The organism is Gordonia zhenghanii, assembly GCF_021738965.1.
GTDB lineage: Bacteria > Actinomycetota > Actinomycetes > Mycobacteriales > Mycobacteriaceae > Gordonia > Gordonia zhenghanii.
The window spans coordinates 66,500-80,692 of sequence record NZ_JAKKOQ010000014.1 but is presented as its reverse complement, the minus strand read 5'-3'; the positions used below and the strand labels follow the sequence as shown (position 1 = coordinate 80,692).

General features: G+C 67.0%; 15 protein-coding genes. 8 read left to right on the top strand and 7 right to left on the bottom strand.

Annotated elements, in window-relative coordinates:
- The first annotated feature begins 15 nt into the window (after positions 1–15).
- The 3 genes from L5G32_RS15260 to L5G32_RS15250 are packed head-to-tail and all read left to right on the top strand — an operon-like array spanning position 16 to position 1,610.
- A complete protein-coding gene (locus L5G32_RS15260) occupies positions 16–885 on the top strand; it encodes a serine/threonine protein kinase (RefSeq protein WP_237011928.1) in 870 nt (289 codons plus the stop codon).
- Positions 882–1,436 (top strand): hypothetical protein, encoded by a 555-nt coding sequence (locus L5G32_RS15255; protein WP_237011927.1) that lies wholly within the window; start codon positions 882–884, stop codon positions 1,434–1,436. The genes L5G32_RS15260 and L5G32_RS15255 overlap by 4 nt, the downstream gene beginning before the upstream one ends.
- 21 nt (positions 1,437–1,457) lie before the next feature.
- A complete protein-coding gene (locus L5G32_RS15250; RefSeq protein ID WP_237011926.1) occupies positions 1,458–1,610 on the top strand; it encodes a hypothetical protein in 153 nt (50 codons plus the stop codon).
- A gap of 439 nt (positions 1,611–2,049) precedes the next feature.
- On the opposite strand, the gene L5G32_RS15245 is transcribed toward L5G32_RS15250, so the two are convergent.
- From L5G32_RS15245 to L5G32_RS15230, 4 genes are all read right to left on the bottom strand, one after another.
- Positions 2,050–2,904, bottom strand: a complete 855-nt coding sequence (locus tag L5G32_RS15245) for an LLM class flavin-dependent oxidoreductase (protein WP_237011925.1) — start codon at positions 2,902–2,904, stop codon at positions 2,050–2,052.
- 14 nt (positions 2,905–2,918) lie between these two features.
- A complete protein-coding gene (locus tag L5G32_RS15240) occupies positions 2,919–3,554 on the bottom strand; it encodes a TetR/AcrR family transcriptional regulator (RefSeq protein ID WP_237011924.1) in 636 nt (211 codons plus the stop codon).
- A 38-nt stretch (positions 3,555–3,592) separates the two neighbouring features.
- A complete protein-coding gene (locus L5G32_RS15235; RefSeq protein ID WP_237012026.1) occupies positions 3,593–4,522 on the bottom strand; it encodes an oxygenase MpaB family protein in 930 nt (309 codons plus the stop codon).
- A gap of 73 nt (positions 4,523–4,595) precedes the next feature.
- Positions 4,596–6,473, bottom strand: coding sequence for an acyl-CoA dehydrogenase family protein (locus L5G32_RS15230; protein ID WP_237011923.1), 1,878 nt, complete (start codon positions 6,471–6,473; stop codon positions 4,596–4,598).
- 174 nt (positions 6,474–6,647) lie between these two features.
- Here L5G32_RS15230 and L5G32_RS15225 point away from each other — a divergent pair, with 174 nt between their 5' ends.
- Complete coding sequence (locus L5G32_RS15225; RefSeq protein WP_237011922.1) at positions 6,648–7,211, top strand: TetR/AcrR family transcriptional regulator; 564 nt, start codon at positions 6,648–6,650, stop codon at positions 7,209–7,211.
- The gene (locus L5G32_RS15220) at positions 7,208–8,758 is read left to right on the top strand and encodes an MFS transporter (protein WP_237011921.1); all 1,551 of its coding nucleotides are present in this window, start codon (positions 7,208–7,210) and stop codon (positions 8,756–8,758) included. The genes L5G32_RS15225 and L5G32_RS15220 overlap by 4 nt, the downstream gene beginning before the upstream one ends.
- Here the strand turns inward: L5G32_RS15220 and L5G32_RS15215 are convergent.
- Positions 8,748–9,329: a TetR/AcrR family transcriptional regulator gene (locus tag L5G32_RS15215; protein WP_237011920.1), complete on the bottom strand. Its 582-nt coding sequence runs from the start codon at positions 9,327–9,329 to the stop codon at positions 8,748–8,750. The genes L5G32_RS15220 and L5G32_RS15215 overlap by 11 nt on opposite strands.
- 47 nt (positions 9,330–9,376) lie before the next feature.
- Here L5G32_RS15215 and L5G32_RS15210 point away from each other — a divergent pair, with 47 nt between their 5' ends.
- From L5G32_RS15210 to L5G32_RS15200, 3 genes are all read left to right on the top strand, one after another.
- A complete protein-coding gene (locus L5G32_RS15210) occupies positions 9,377–10,186 on the top strand; it encodes an acyl-CoA thioesterase (RefSeq protein ID WP_237011919.1) in 810 nt (269 codons plus the stop codon).
- A 10-nt stretch (positions 10,187–10,196) separates the two neighbouring features.
- Positions 10,197–10,868, top strand: coding sequence for a hypothetical protein (locus L5G32_RS15205; protein ID WP_237011918.1), 672 nt, complete (start codon positions 10,197–10,199; stop codon positions 10,866–10,868).
- Positions 10,869–10,957: 89 nt separating this feature from the next.
- A complete protein-coding gene (locus L5G32_RS15200) occupies positions 10,958–11,695 on the top strand; it encodes a hypothetical protein (RefSeq protein ID WP_237011917.1) in 738 nt (245 codons plus the stop codon).
- Between the two features lie 239 nt (positions 11,696–11,934).
- On the opposite strand, the gene L5G32_RS15195 is transcribed toward L5G32_RS15200, so the two are convergent.
- The gene (locus tag L5G32_RS15195) at positions 11,935–12,165 is read right to left on the bottom strand and encodes a hypothetical protein (protein WP_237011916.1); all 231 of its coding nucleotides are present in this window, start codon (positions 12,163–12,165) and stop codon (positions 11,935–11,937) included.
- Positions 12,166–12,527: 362 nt separating this feature from the next.
- Positions 12,528–13,871, bottom strand: coding sequence for an NADP-specific glutamate dehydrogenase (gene gdhA / locus L5G32_RS15190; RefSeq protein WP_237011915.1), 1,344 nt, complete (start codon positions 13,869–13,871; stop codon positions 12,528–12,530).
- Positions 13,872–14,193: the final 322 nt, after the last annotated feature.

Sequence of the window (14,193 nt, the reverse complement as noted above, 5' to 3'; positions counted from 1 at the left end):
AGGACTGGTTGGACCATGAACGACACGCGAGACGACACCGCCGCTGAGGTCACGGACGAGGACATTGTGGAGACCGGCACTGCCCAGGCAGAGCCTGAACGGACCGGGACTGCCCAGGCGAGTGCTGCGGATGCCGCGCGGGCGAAGAAGGAGAAGAAGAAGGCGAAGCGGGCCGCCGAGCTCGAGGCCGCGAGGCGCGACGCCGTCGAGGAGGCGCGCGCCGACTGGGAGCGTGCGGAACCCGGTCGTGAGGGTCCGAAGGCGTCCGTCGGCTCTCGCGTCCGCGAACACCTCAACCCGCGTCGGCATCCGGTGATCTGCGGGATCGTCGTCGTCTGCATCGCAGCACTCGTCGCGACGACGGTCCTCGCCGTCGCGTTCACGCGGCAGTCGGGCGACCTGGATTCAATGCGACAGCTCGATCAGGACAAGGCGACGGCACAGAACGTCGCGGGGAAGTACGCGGTGGGAGCGGCGACCTTCAAGGCCGACGACCTGCCCGCGTGGTCCGCCGCGCTCAAGAAGGGGACGGCCCCCGAACTCAACTCTCGGTTCGACACGGCGGTGCAGACTCTGACCCCGCTCATCCAAGAGGTCCAGTGGTCGCAGACCGCCGAGCTGATCGCCGCGACGACAGTCGACGTGCGCGCCGACCGGCAGTTCGTCGTCCAGGTGTTCGTCTCGACGGCGATGACGAGCACCCAGAATCCGGACGGCCTGAACACGGTCACCCCGTACACGGTGACGCTTGATCGGGACGAGGACTGGCAGATCACCGACGTCGCCGGAATCGGTGGAGTCGCGCAGGACGGATCGACGGGACAGGGAACGCCGAACCTGACACCGAACGGCGGTCAGCCAGCAGCGCCCAAGCCCGCTCCATGACCGAGTCTGGCCGGGGGAGTGGTTCCGGCCGGGAGAGCGCGCTGGTGTGGGCGCTCCTGCTTCTCGCAATCGGATCGGCGACGACGGTGCTGTGCGTGTGGGCGCGCGGCACCGGGTCGCGGGTCCCGGACTCGGCGGACATCGCGCAGGCGGAGGTCGACCGGGCAGGCGGAGCTGAGGAGTTGAGCGCCGTCGGAGCGCACACCGGTGCGGGCGCCGTTCTCCTCACCCTGGCGTTCGCGCTCATGGTCGTGGCGCTGTGGAGACTGAGTCCGCGATACCGTCCGGCCGTCGCCGGATACGTGACGATCGGCTGCGGATTCGTCGGGATCCTCGGCGTCCTCTGGTTCGCGCTGGACGCAGACCACCGGCTGTCCGCGTTCGGATCGTCGGTGCAGATGCAGTCGGACACCGTCCAGGTGAGCGTGTGGCCGTGGGTCACCCTCGGATGCTTCGCGGCTGCGTGCGCGGTTGGTGTCGCGCTGGTTCCGGGCGCGCAGCGTGACGATTCTGTCGTACCCGCGGGGCACGATGAAGCCGTCAACCACTGACGACACTCACCAGGAGACGCGATGGTGCTACCCGAGAACACTCCCAAATACTGCACCGCTCGCAACGATGACGGGACGCCGTGCACCAAGCCGGTCCGGCCGTTGAAGCCGCCCGTCCCGCCCGGCCTCGTCTCGTACTACTGCGACGAGCATCCTCGGCTGCGCTCCCGCTGATCGACCGTCCCATTCTGCTGATCGACCGGTCCTTTGGCTGATCGAGCGGAGTCGAGATCCCGTTGCCTGCGTTGCGGTCTCGACTTCGCTCGACCAGCGTGGGGGCGGGTGGCGTGGTCCGCACGTTGGTCGATTGGTGAGCACTTCCTGTTGATCGAGCGGTTCCTCCCCGTTGATCGAGCGGAGTCGAGATCTTTTGCGTGCGTTGCGGTCTCGACTTCGCTCGACCAGCGTTGGGGCTCGACCAGTGGTGGGGCCCGACCGGCGTGGGCGCGAGCCGCGGTGGTCCGCACGTTGGTCGATTGGTGAGCACTTCCTGTTGATCGAGCGGTTCCTCCCCGTTGATCGAGCGGAGTCGAGATCTTTTGCCTGCGTTGCGGTCTCGACTTCGCTCGACCAGCGTTGGGGCTCGACCAGCGGTGAGGAACTCGCCCGACTTCTACCCGCCAAAGCCGCGTGCGGCCAACTCTTCCAGCACGGAGACGTCGCCGCGGTATGGATCGGTCTCGCGCGGCCAGTGCACGACGACATCGGTGAATCCGATGTCGGCGGCACGACCGACCAGCGAGTCGAAGCGGCCGATGTTCTCCAGCGGCGAGCAGGGAGCGAAGTCGACGGCTAGATACGTGTCGAGGGAGCGGCCGGTGTCCGCGGCGGTCTCGGTGAGCAGCCGGTGGTTCGCCGCGACTGCAGCGAACCACTCGTCGACCGAGTCGGCGGCCGACCCGGTCGTCACCCAGCCGTCGCCGTGGCGTGCCGCGAACCGCACCGAGCGGGGCCCGTTGCCCGCGAGGAGCAGCGGCACACGTGAGCGGACCTCGCCGCCGACGAGACGCATGTCGAGGGTGGAGAAGTACTCGCCGTCGACGCTGACGTGGTCGCTGCGCAACGTACCGTCGAGGACACCGACGAACTCTTGAAACCTGTCGACCCGTTGTCGGACAGTCGAAGCCGGCTGGCCGAGGATCTGCGAGTCGGGCGAGCCGCCGACACCGAGTCCGACCAGGAGTCGGTCATCGGAGATGTCAGCGAGGGTCTGGACCTCCCGCGAGAACGCTGCTGGATGGCGGAAGTTCGGCGACGCGACGAAGGTGCCGAGCCCGATGCGCGACGTCACGGCAGCGGCCGCGGTCAGCGTCGGGATGCACGAGAACCACTGCGAGTCGGGGAGGCCGCCCCACACCAGATGGTCGTAGGTCCACGCGTGCGTGAAGCCCATCTCCTCGGCCCGCTCCCAGAGCGGACGGGCTGTCTGCCACGGCATGTCGGGCAGTATGGCAATCCCGTATCGCATGGTGGCCAGCGTAGTCAGGCGTCGCGGAGTCCGCGGTACACGGCAGCGCCGACGAACGCGCCGAGATCGTGAGGCGTCCACCGCTCGTCGCCTGCCTCGCGTGATTCCAGGAGCGTCCGGACGGCGCCTTCGCCCGAGGACACCCAGAACTCGACGAGCGCGGGCAGTTTCCGGACGGCGTCCTCCGTGCCCCACGCGTCGAGCGTCGGCCGGAGAAGATCGCAGCAGCGAGCCAACACGATCGCGCGTCCTCGTCCGAACAGGTCCGTGACTTCCGCATCCGGGTTCCCGTACAGCAGCCGCCACGACTGCGGTCGTGCGTCGACCGCTTCGAGCAACGACTGGAATCCTTCGACGAACACGGACTCGGTGGCGTCGACGCGGCGGTTGCGAAGGATGCTCGACAGGGATTCGCCGAGGTAGTGCTCCTCGCGTTCGATCAACGCGCGGAGGATCTCCGACCGCCCCGAGTAGGCGGCGTACACGACCGGCCGAGTCACATCGAGGGCCGAGGCGACGGCGGCCATCGTCACCGACGAGATGCCGTCCCGACTAGCGATCTCCAAGGCCGCGTCCAAGATCTGCGGACGACGCCGACCCGGACCGAGGTGCGGGGCGCGGGCCCGTGAGGTGCGACGATCGACGGTCACGTCCACCTCCGGTCTGGTCGTCGAAACAGTATGCAAGCCTACTGCGCGCCGATCTGCGTCGCCCGCGCCGGGGCGGCGAGATACTTCTCTCGGGCGTCGGCGACCGTCACCGTTCCGGTGAACGCCGGCGCGTCCGCATGCAGGTGCTGGCGGTACAACGCGCCCGTCATCGGGCCGACGCCCCGAGTCACGATATGGCTCAACAGTTCCGGCTGACTCGCGAGCGGGGCGAGAGCCACCCGCGTCGCCGTCCGGTAGGCGACGTCGACGACGGCGGGCTGATCGAAACCGCCGAGAGTGCGCATCCACTTCGGCAAAGAGGCGATCGCGGCGGGCGCGACGAGTCGGCTCGACGCCCACACGCGAGGCCCGCGGTCGAGCGGCGTGTGCAGCAGATAGTGCATGCCGCGTCGTGCGCGTTCGGAGACGCAGAGGGTCGGTCGGATCGTCTCGAAGTAGTCGCGCACCTCGTCGCGCGAGGTCGGCACGTCACTCGGGCGGCACGTCTGCAGCTCGGCTGCCCTCACGCAGTCGGCCCAGTACCGGCGCTCTTCGTCGGCCGTCAGCTTGCCCGGTCCGTACATCTCGTAGCACTTGAGTACCGAATGCCAACCGGTCACGTGAATCCACAGTTGCGACGCCGGATTGTTTGCGCTGTAACGCTTTCCGGAGATGGGCTCGATCCCCGTCGACTGCATGTGCACCTTCGTCAGATGGTCCGCAGCATTGACCGCCATCCGGCTGTCGCCGACTGCGACGATCAGGAAGTACGCGAAGGTGTGGTCCAACCTGCCGTGCGGGTCGGCGTAGATGCCGCCGACGTCCGCGACCGACGCCGTCAGATCCGGGTCGAAGTGCTCGAGGGTGACGGCACGCTGGAATCCGATCACGGCGCTCGGCGCGGTCCACACCTTCCACGTGGGGGAGTCGGGGCCGAAGAAGCCATAGTCGGTCGCGCGCAGAGGCATCGTCGGCGCGCCGAACTCCGGGCGGGACGTCGTGTGTTCGGTCATGGTTTCCTCCAGTGATCAGAGTCCGGGTTCACGGCTTCATCGTGTACGCGCCTGCGAGTCCGCGGGCCCGATTCAGGACGCGGTCGGCGCGGTCGAGGTCGGGCACGGGGCGCCGCACGATGTCGAGGGCGCGCGCCTGCTGCAGCGCCGTCGCGGTCGGCTTGGTGTGCAGTGAGACGGCGTGCCGGGAGAACTCGCGGACGAAGACGTCGAAGAGATGGTCGAGGACGTCGGCGTCGGCGCCCTCGATCCGTGACTGCTCCAACACGAGTTGGGCGTACGGGATCATCGTGAACAGCTCGCCGATGGAGAACAGGAAGTCGACGTCGCTGCGCTGCTCGGTGGTCGGCTCGGCGGCGGCCAGCAGAGTTTGGAACGCGAGTGCCTGCTCGGTGAACACCGCGACGTTCGGGACGTGGGCGAACTCGTCGAACACTGGCCGCCAGTCGCCGAATGCGATCTTCCCGAGCCCGGAGCTCGGGCCCTGGTGGAACAGGAACGAATCGTCGGCAGCGTCGCGTCGCACCGGCACCTCGCGCACGGCGGCCTTCGCGGCCTCGGCGCGCAACTGGGGCACCACACCCGCTGCGAGCGCTCCCGCCCGCCGAAGCGCTCCGGTCAACGGGGCCGCCGCCGGAACGTGCTTGAGGGCGAGGAGCCCGACGTCGGACGGGCTGAACATGTACGAGGGCATGAACTTCAGTGACAGTGCCATGTTCACGTGGACTGTGCCCTCCAAGCGCGGCAGACCGAACATGGAGGTGAGGCCGCCGGGGAACATCATGTCGTTCTCGAAGCCGCGCGCGGCGATCACGTCGGCGATGTCCTCGTAGATCTTCATTCCGGTACGCGTCACCGCCATCTTCTCGATCGCGCTGATCAGCAGATACCGACGGTCGTCGAGGTCGGCCGACCGCATGTAGTCGACGGCGCGCTCGCTGAACAGCTTCATTCCGGCCAGGCGAGCGTAGCTGTCGGAAACGAGTGCCTTGACCTGTGGGAATTCGGTGACCCGATGGCCGAACAGGATGCGGGCGTCCGAGTGCGTCAGGGCCTCGTACATCGCGTTCTCGCATGCGCCGATCGCGCCGAAACCGAGATTGAACTTGCCGACGTTGACCGTGTTCATGGCCGCGTCGAATGCCGCGCGTCCGGCGTGCAGGATGTCGTCGGCATCGACGGGATAGTCCTGCAGATCGAAGGCGGCGACGTACATCTGCGAGTCGACGACGTTCTTGCGCAGCCGGTAGTCAGCGTGCTGAGAGTCGGCGGCGAAGAACATGTAACCCGCGTACTCGTCATCGGTGATGCGGTGCGCCGTATCGGCCGAGTCGATGACCGGGGCGTCGCTGCGGCGACCGAACACCGACACCATGCGGGCGGCGTTGCCGTTGCCGATGTAGTACTTGCCGCCGTTCGCGACGAAACCGCCATCGTCGGTGGGATCCAGCAGCATGTCGGTGGAGTAGACGTCGGCGCCGTGCGCCTGCTCGGAGAGCCCGAACGCGAAGATGTCGCCGTTCTCGAGGCTGGCGGCCGCACGCTCGCGCGCCGCCGTGTTGGTGCTCTGCCAGATCGGCATCAGGCCGAGCACGGTGACCTGCCAGACGTACCAGTACTGCATGCCGTAGAAGCCGAGGATCTGACTCATCCGCGCGTTGCGAGCGGTGTCCCAGCGCTTGTCCGGATCGCCGTCGGCCATCGCCTCCGGCGTCAGGAACGTGGCGAATACCCGCTCGCGTCGGTTGAAGTCGAGGAAGTCCTGGTACCAGACCCGGTCCCGATTGTCGGCGAGCAGTCGCGCCTTGCCGAGTCCCTCGAAGTAGTCGACGGTGCTGCGCAGGATGCGCTGCGTCGCAGTGTCGAACTCGTCGAACGTGTGCGTCGTCGGATTGAAGATCTCCATCGTGCCCCTCTCGCATTCCTACGACAGCGTAGGAATATTCCTACGTCAACGTAGCATTACGGCTCGGCGATAGGAAGCACGGTGATTCTGCGCAGGTCGAACGGTCCGGTTGCGTGCCTCTCGTGGATTCTGTACAAACGTACATGTACAGATGTACAGAAATGGGGCGCTCACATGGCACGACACGATCCGCAGGCACGACGAGCCGCGATCGTGCAGGCAGCAGCGGACCTCATCGTCGAAATGGGTCCGGGCCGACTCACCCATCGACTCGTCGCCAGACGTGCACAGGTGCCACTCGGCTCGACCACCGCGTACTTCGCCTCGCTCGACGAGTTGCGGCAGGAGGGGCTCGGACTGCTCGTCGACGAGGTCGACGACGGACTGGCCGAGATCCGGCGCGAATTCGAGTCGGACGGGGCAGACGGGTCGATCGCGCTCGATGCCCTCGTCGGCACCCTGCACGAGTACCTGTCGCGGCGACGCAACGTCGTCTCCGACGTCGTCCTGGCGGCCACCGCGACGTTCGACGATCGGGCGCGTGAACTCGCCCTGTCCTGGACAGATGGTCTGGTCGCGGTCCTCGGCGAGTACATCGGCGCCGACAACGCACATGCGGTCGCCATGATCACCGACGGCGCGGGCGTCCACGCCGCGATCCGCGGAGAACCGCTCGAGCTAGACCAATTACGACGGGCCCTCGTTCCGTTCGTGCAGACCTCGGGAGGCCCGCGATGACCGACACGACGCCGACGACGATGTCGTCGCGGCGCGCGTGGGCAGGCACAGCAGTCCTGTCGGCGAGCCTTCTCGTCATCACGATGGACATGACGATCCTGAACATCGCGCTGCCGACCATGTCGCGGGAACTGCGGCCCAGCGGCGAGCAACTGCTGTGGATCGTCGATGTGTACTCCCTGGTCCTGGCCGGCCTGCTCGTCGCGGCCAGCAGCGTCGCCGATCGATGGGGTCGCAAGCGGATGCTGCTGATCGGCTACACGGTGTTCGCGGTCGCGTCGCTGCTCGTCTTGATCGCGGACTCGCCTGCCACAGTGATCGCGATCCGCGCAGCCCTCGGCGTCGGTGGCGCGATGGTCATGCCGACGACACTGTCGCTGATCCGGACGATCTTCGCGGACGCGAAGCAGCGGGCGATGGCGCTCGCCGTCTGGTCGGCAGTCGCGGGACTCGGCGCGGCCGTCGGGCCTCTGGTCGGCGGGCTGCTCCTGGAGCATCTGTCCTGGCATGCGGCGTTTCTCGTCAACGTGCCGCTGATGGTCGTCGCGGTGATCGCTGGCGCCGTCCTGCTGCCCGAATCGCGTTCGGACCGGCCTGGCGCGTGGGACTGGCCGACCGTCGGCCTCTCGTTCGGCGGCATGGTGGCGTTGATGTGGGCGATCAAGAAGTTCGGCAAGGAGTCGAGTCTGCTGGTTCCGGCCGCGTGGATCGTCTTCGCGGGCGCCGTCGTCGCGCTCACTCTGTTCGTGCGACGCGGTCTGCGGCAAGACGATCCGATGCTCGACGTCGGGCTGTTCCGCAGCCGGCCGTTCACCGGCGGTATCGCGGCGGCGCTCGGGTCGATGTTCGCGCTCGGTGCTGCGCTGTTGCTGCTCGCGCAGTGGCTGCAGGCCGTGGAGGGAAGTTCGCCGATCAAGACGGGCGTGCAGCTGATTCCGCTGGCTCTCGCGGCGGCTGCGGCGTCCCTCATCGCACCGAAGCTCGCCGAGATGATCGGCCCGCGAGCGGTCCTCGCCGCGTCGATCGCGGTGTCCGGACTCGGGATGATCGTGATCTACCTGCCGCCCGGCGAGCTCCATTATCCCGCGGTGGTCGTCTCGTTGTGTCTCGTGGGCGCGGGCATCGGTTCGCTCGCCGTCGGGTCCGTACTCATCATGTCGGGAAGTCCCGAGCACCGGGCGGGCAACGCGGCCGCGATGGAGGAGACGTCCTACGAGTTGGGCAGCGTGCTGGGCGTCGCGATCCTCGGCAGCATCGCATCGGTCATGTATCGCGCAGACCTCGACGCCACGACTGGATTCGTCGATCTTCCCGATGCAGTCACCGCTCCCGCGCGCGAATCCATCGGCGCCGCGGTCGATGTGGCCGGTGCGGCGGGCGTTCCCGGACTCGCCGACATGGCCGGCGACGCGTTCACGGTGTCGATGCAGGTCACGAGCCTCGTCGGAGGTGTGTTCATGCTGGCGTTAGCGGTGCTCGTGTGGTTCGTCGTCCCGAAGGGGACGACGTTGGAGCCTGCGCAGGCAGGCGAGCCGGTCAGCGGCTGACGCGACCCTGGGGTCGGAACCACATGGCGCGGGCCTGCGCGACGAACGTGTCGAACGGCTCGACGGACCTCGTCGCCCGGGCGACGAGGATCGCGCCCTCGAGACCGGAGACGATGAAGCCTCCGGCCAGCCGTGCCTGTTCTGCGTCCAGGCCCTCGCGCTGCAGCGCGTCGCCGATGAGCGACGTGGCCCGCTCGAACGCTCTCGCCGCCTCTGCGGCCGCATCCGGATACTCCTGGGCGCTCAACGAGGCCGCCGCCAACGGGCACCCGAGGGCGTAGTCGCTCTCGATCATCGAAGTCTTCCACTGGTCGGCCCAGAGTTCGAGAGCATCGACGGCGCTGTGCTCGGCCAGCACGCTCTTCAGGTACGCGCACACTCCCTTGCCTGCGGCGGCGGTCGCCTCCCGCAACAGTTCGGCCTTCCCGGAGGGAAAGTGCTGGTACATGGAACGGCGTGCGACGCTGCTGTGCGTGAGGAGTGTCGACATGCCGAACCCGTCGGCGCCGTGGGTGCGCAGAAGAGTGACCGCCGACGACACGAGGCGGTCGTGTACGGAGGGAGCAGTCATGAACCCAGCATATCGCAGTAGACTGTTCGTTCTGTATCGTTCGCGGTATGACTCATGTCTTCGATGAAGCGACGACCGTCGAGAAGCTCGACTCCGCAGACCGCTACACCGTCCGCGCGACGACGCACCCCGCGTACAACAACATGGTCGGACCGTTCGGCGGGATCACCGCGGCGACCGTCGTCCGCGCTGTCTCGGATCATCCTGATGTCCTCGGCGATCCGCTCGCGCTCACCATCAACTTCGCAGCGCCGATCGCCGAAGGCGAATGGGAACTCGCCCTCGAGGCGATCCGTACCAACCGCACCAATCAGCATTGGACGTTCACGATCGGTCAGAACGATCAGATCGTCGCCACCGGCACCGCGGTGTTCGGCGTCCGACGCGAGACCTGGGCCGACACCGAGGGCGACGCGCCGCAACTGCCGCCTGTCGACGACGTGCCTGCCACGGACTTCCCGGATTTCATCGCGTGGGCCCGCAACTACGACAAGCGGTTCGTCACCGGGAGTCTCGAGGCCGCGAGCGACGATTCGACGTCCACCCTCTGGCTGCGCGACGAACCGCCGCGCCCGCTCGACTTCCCGGCGCTCACGTCGATGACCGACGCCTTCTTCCCCCGGGTGTTTCTTCGGCACGGGACCTACATGCCCGCAGGAACGATCTCGTTGACCACCTACTTCCACGCGACCCGCGACGAACTCGCCGCACAGGGCGCGAACTCGGTCCGAGCGACCGCACGAGGCACCCGATTCGGCAACGGCCACTTCGACCAGTACGGCCAGATCTGGGGAGACGCCGACGTCCTGCTCGCCACCACCCACCAGCTCGTCTATTACAAGGACGCCGCACAGTAGATTGATCTGCATGTCGCAGACCTCTCGGGCAGCCGCCACCGTCCTCACCGGCGTCGCACTCGCGGCGACGCTCGCGGCATGCGGGCAGTCGGAGTCGGTGGACCCACAGACGCAGCGTGCTCTCGACTCGGCGCTGACCGACGGCGACTTCCCCGGTGGGTACAGCGTCGTCAAGCTCGGAAAGGACGACGAGAGCGCGATCTCCGAGCAGTTCGACGAGAGCCGCAAGGACGCGACCGTCTCGCCGGCCGCCTGCAAGTCGGACGCCGACGCCCCCGATGTCGCGAAGACGGGCCGCGTCGTCGCATCGAGCGGGCCGTCGACGCTCAGTGAGTCGGTCGCGGTGTCGAGCGTCGACGACGCGACGCTCGTCGCCGCCGTCACCGGCGAGTGCGCACGAGTGCGAGTCGAGGTGACGACCGGGGCCGCGAGCGGCACGACGGTCGACATCACCCACGCGGACGTCACGACGCCGACCGTCGACGGACACCGCGGGGTCGTGTTCCGGCAGATGTCGACCGTCCCCGACAAGGGCCGTCGCGAGATCGTCATCGGCCGCGTGCCCGTCGACGGCTACCTCGTCACGGTCCAGGCCGTCAACGCCGACGGGTCGCCGCCGAACCGAGCGGCATTCGACGCGACACTCGCCGCCGCAGTGCGGAAAGTCGCCGAAACCGGCTGACGAGACGCACCATTCGGACAACCGATGGCGGTGCGGCCGCCGCCGTACAGTAGCGACGTCACGCGGAATCGAAGACGAGGGAGTCGGTCGTGAGTGTCAGGTTGAAGCGAATGCTGGGCGCGTGTGTGACGACTGCGGGTCTGATCGGTCTGGTCGCAGGGTGTGGGACCACCACCGGGTCCCCCGTAGCGGCAGGTGACGACAGTTCGCAGACCACGTCGTCGACGGCCAATTCGGCGAAGGCTCGCGAACTCGTGCTGGACGCCTCCGCGTTTCCGGCGGGCTACACCGTGCAAGAAGTGCCGCGCGACCAGACCCAGAAGATGATGGACATGATCCTGGAGAGCACACGGTCCGCCGACGTCACACCGTCGCATTGCCTGCAACTCAGTGCCATCCCGGCGTCAGTCGACGCGGACGAACTGGGGCTCGTGGTCGCCACGAAGGGCGCGGAGGCGACGATAGCCGAGGGCGTCAGCGTCTCGATGGCGTCCATCGACGAGTACCGGGCACAGGTCAGCGGCGAGTGCGCCCATCTGACGATGGACATGGACGTCCAAGGCCAGTCGGTCAAGGGGACCGTCGACCAGAAGGTGGTCGACGGCCCGAAGACGAGCGTCGACGACACACTGGTCGTCGAGATGACGACGGTGTCCGAGGTCGGCACGCGGTCGGTGACCCAGCACATGGTCCTCGGTTACGCCGCGGTCAACGGTTACACAGTGTCGGTTCAGGCGACCGCGATGAGCCCGTCGGGTGCGGTCGACCGCGCAGGCTTCGACGAGGTGTTCACCAAGGCTGTCCATAAGGCTGTCGGCCAGACGTAGTCGTCGCTGGTCGAGCCCCCTCCCCGCTGGTCGAGTGCCCTCCCTGCCAGTCGAGCCCCTTCCCCGCCGGTCGAGCCCTTCCCCGCCGGTCGAGCCCCTCCCCGCTGGTCGAGCGAAGTCGAGACCCATCCCTCCGCCGGCCGAGACCTCACTGCCCCGCGAACACTGCGGCCGTGAAGGCCACTACCGTCGCGATCAGGAAGAACAGACGGAGCGCGATGCCGAGCCAGTTCGCCGTGTCATCGTTCATGTGCCGTGCCAGGGTGCACGGCATGCATCAGCTGACCGTCTGGGCCGCCGGTAGCCGCCTGTGCGGGAGCGGCGACCACTGCGAGCACGATGGCGACGGCTACTGCGATCACGACGCTGACTTGCAGGATCGCGACGCGCAGCGTCGGTGATTCCTGCACTGCCGTCGCGGAACCCTCCGACGCCAACTCTTGCCGTCGGTGTTGAACGTTTCCTCCCATGACCGAACCCCCTGTTCGTCTACCGACGAATCGCCGTCGGTGGAGCTTCTCCCCGCACTGATTCCACCAGGGTAGCAACCAAGCAGCAAATCGAAAGCGAAGAATTCCGGGTACGAGCAGGTCAGCCGGTTGCCAGGCGGCTCCGGCCTGGCAGGCGATGCTGACACGCAAGTGGCGGGTGTGGCAGAAGCAGAGAATAGGTCGGTCCAGAGCATGCGCTTGAGAACGATGAGCCCCGAAACGATGAAGCCCGAAACGATGAAGCCAGAAACGACGAGGCCAGAAATGACGATGGCCGCCGTCCCTCGCGCCATTGAGAGGGTACGGCGGCCACGTGAGTCCGCACGTGCGGAGAGCTCAGATCAGATGACGCCCAGCGAACGCATCGCGTCGGCGACCTTCACGAAACCGGCGATGTTGGCGCCGGTCACGTAGTTGCCCGGATCGCCGTACTCGTCGGCGGTGGTCAGGCAGTTGTTGTGGATGTCGCGCATGATCGCGTTGAGACGCTCTTCTGCGTAACGGAAGCTCCACGAGTCACGCGACGCGTTCTGCTGCATCTCCAGGGCCGAGGTCGCGACGCCGCCCGCGTTGGCAGCCTTACCCGGCGCGTAACCGACGCCTGCACCCTGCAGGACCTTGATGGCGTCTGGGGTGGTCGGCATGTTGGCGCCCTCGGCGACGATGGTGCAGCCGTTCTTCACGAGGCTCTTCGCGTCTGCCTCGTCGAGCTCGTTCTGTGTGGCGCACGGGAACGCGATGTCGGCGGGGACCTGCCACAGCGAGCCCTCGGTGCCGACCTTGGTGCCGTTGCCGCGCAGCTCTACGTACTCCGACAGGCGGGCGCGTCGGACCTCCTTGACCTCCTTGAGGATCTCGAGGTCGATGCCCTTCTCGTCGATGACGTAGCCGGACGAGTCCGAGCAGCCGATCACGGTGCCGCCGAGCTGGTGGATCTTCTCGATCGCGTAGGTCGCGACGTTGCCCGAACCGGAGACGAGGACGCGCTTGCCGTCGAAGCTCTGGCCCTTGGACTTGAGCATCTCGTCGACGAAGAACACGGCGCCGTAGCCGGTGGCCTCGGGGCGGACCTGCGAGCCGCCCCACGACATGCCCTTGCCGGTAAGGACGCCGGACTCGTAGCGGTTGGTGATGCGCTTGTACTGGCCGAACAGGTAGCCGATCTCGCGGCCGCCGACGCCGATGTCGCCCGCAGGGACGTCTGTGTACTCACCGATGTGGCGGTACAGCTCGGTCATGAACGACTGGCAGAAGCGCATGATCTCGAGGTCGGACAGGCCCTTGGGGTCGAAGTCCGAGCCGCCCTTGCCGCCGCCGATGGGCAGGCCGGTCAGGGAGTTCTTGAAGATCTGCTCGAAGCCGAGGAACTTGACGATCGACAGGTTGACGGACGGGTGGAAACGCAGTCCGCCCTTGTATGGTCCGAGCGCCGAGTTGAACTCGACGCGGAAACCGCGGTTGATCTGGACGTTTCCCTGATCATCGGTCCACGGGACGCGGAAGATGATCTGACGTTCTGGTTCGCACATCCGGGTGAGCACGTCGGCGTACTCAGGGTGCTTGGCCACGACCGGGCTCAGCGAATCGAAGACCTCGCGTACCGCCTGCTGGAACTCGGGCTCACCCGGGTTGCGGCGGTCGACGGCGTCGAAGATCTCCTGGAGCTGGGGTTCCCAGGTACTCATAGGCAACTCTCTCTACTCGAAATTGAGCGACGTCCCGCCATTGCGACGTCCCTCGGCCTCGACGAACCCGTGTAACACGTGTCGGCTGCCGGGCGATTCCGCGTGTAACTCTAGCCGCGTGTAACGATCACGTGAAACTTCACTCTTGGAATGTGGGATTGGACACGGACTAGAAACAAGCGCGAGACGCAGGCGAAACGCAGTGTGGGGTGCGATGGAACGCCGAATCGTCGGCATTGCGTCGTGCTTGCTCGCTGTTCCTGGCGAACGTGTGGCGTTCATGGGACGGCATCACGGGTCGGCGGCGCACGGCAACTAATCT

Excerpts from the sequence above, each read along its gene's own strand:
- L5G32_RS15260 (WP_237011928.1), top strand. The coding sequence starts at position 16 with ATGAACGACACGCGAGACGACACCGCCGCTGAGGTCACGGACGAGGAC.
- L5G32_RS15255 (WP_237011927.1), top strand. The coding sequence starts at position 882 with ATGACCGAGTCTGGCCGGGGGAGTGGTTCCGGCCGGGAGAGCGCGCTG.
- L5G32_RS15250 (WP_237011926.1), top strand. The coding sequence starts at position 1,458 with ATGGTGCTACCCGAGAACACTCCCAAATACTGCACCGCTCGCAACGAT.
- L5G32_RS15245 (WP_237011925.1), bottom strand. The coding sequence starts at position 2,904 with ATGCGATACGGGATTGCCATACTGCCCGACATGCCGTGGCAGACAGCC.
- L5G32_RS15235 (WP_237012026.1), bottom strand. The coding sequence starts at position 4,522 with ATGCCTCTGCGCGCGACCGACTATGGCTTCTTCGGCCCCGACTCCCCC.
- L5G32_RS15230 (WP_237011923.1), bottom strand. The coding sequence starts at position 6,473 with ATGGAGATCTTCAATCCGACGACGCACACGTTCGACGAGTTCGACACT.
- L5G32_RS15225 (WP_237011922.1), top strand. The coding sequence starts at position 6,648 with ATGGCACGACACGATCCGCAGGCACGACGAGCCGCGATCGTGCAGGCA.
- L5G32_RS15220 (WP_237011921.1), top strand. The coding sequence starts at position 7,208 with ATGACCGACACGACGCCGACGACGATGTCGTCGCGGCGCGCGTGGGCA.
- L5G32_RS15215 (WP_237011920.1), bottom strand. The coding sequence starts at position 9,329 with ATGACTGCTCCCTCCGTACACGACCGCCTCGTGTCGTCGGCGGTCACT.
- L5G32_RS15210 (WP_237011919.1), top strand. The coding sequence starts at position 9,377 with ATGACTCATGTCTTCGATGAAGCGACGACCGTCGAGAAGCTCGACTCC.
- L5G32_RS15205 (WP_237011918.1), top strand. The coding sequence starts at position 10,197 with ATGTCGCAGACCTCTCGGGCAGCCGCCACCGTCCTCACCGGCGTCGCA.
- L5G32_RS15195 (WP_237011916.1), bottom strand. The coding sequence starts at position 12,165 with ATGGGAGGAAACGTTCAACACCGACGGCAAGAGTTGGCGTCGGAGGGT.
- gdhA (WP_237011915.1), bottom strand. The coding sequence starts at position 13,871 with ATGAGTACCTGGGAACCCCAGCTCCAGGAGATCTTCGACGCCGTCGAC.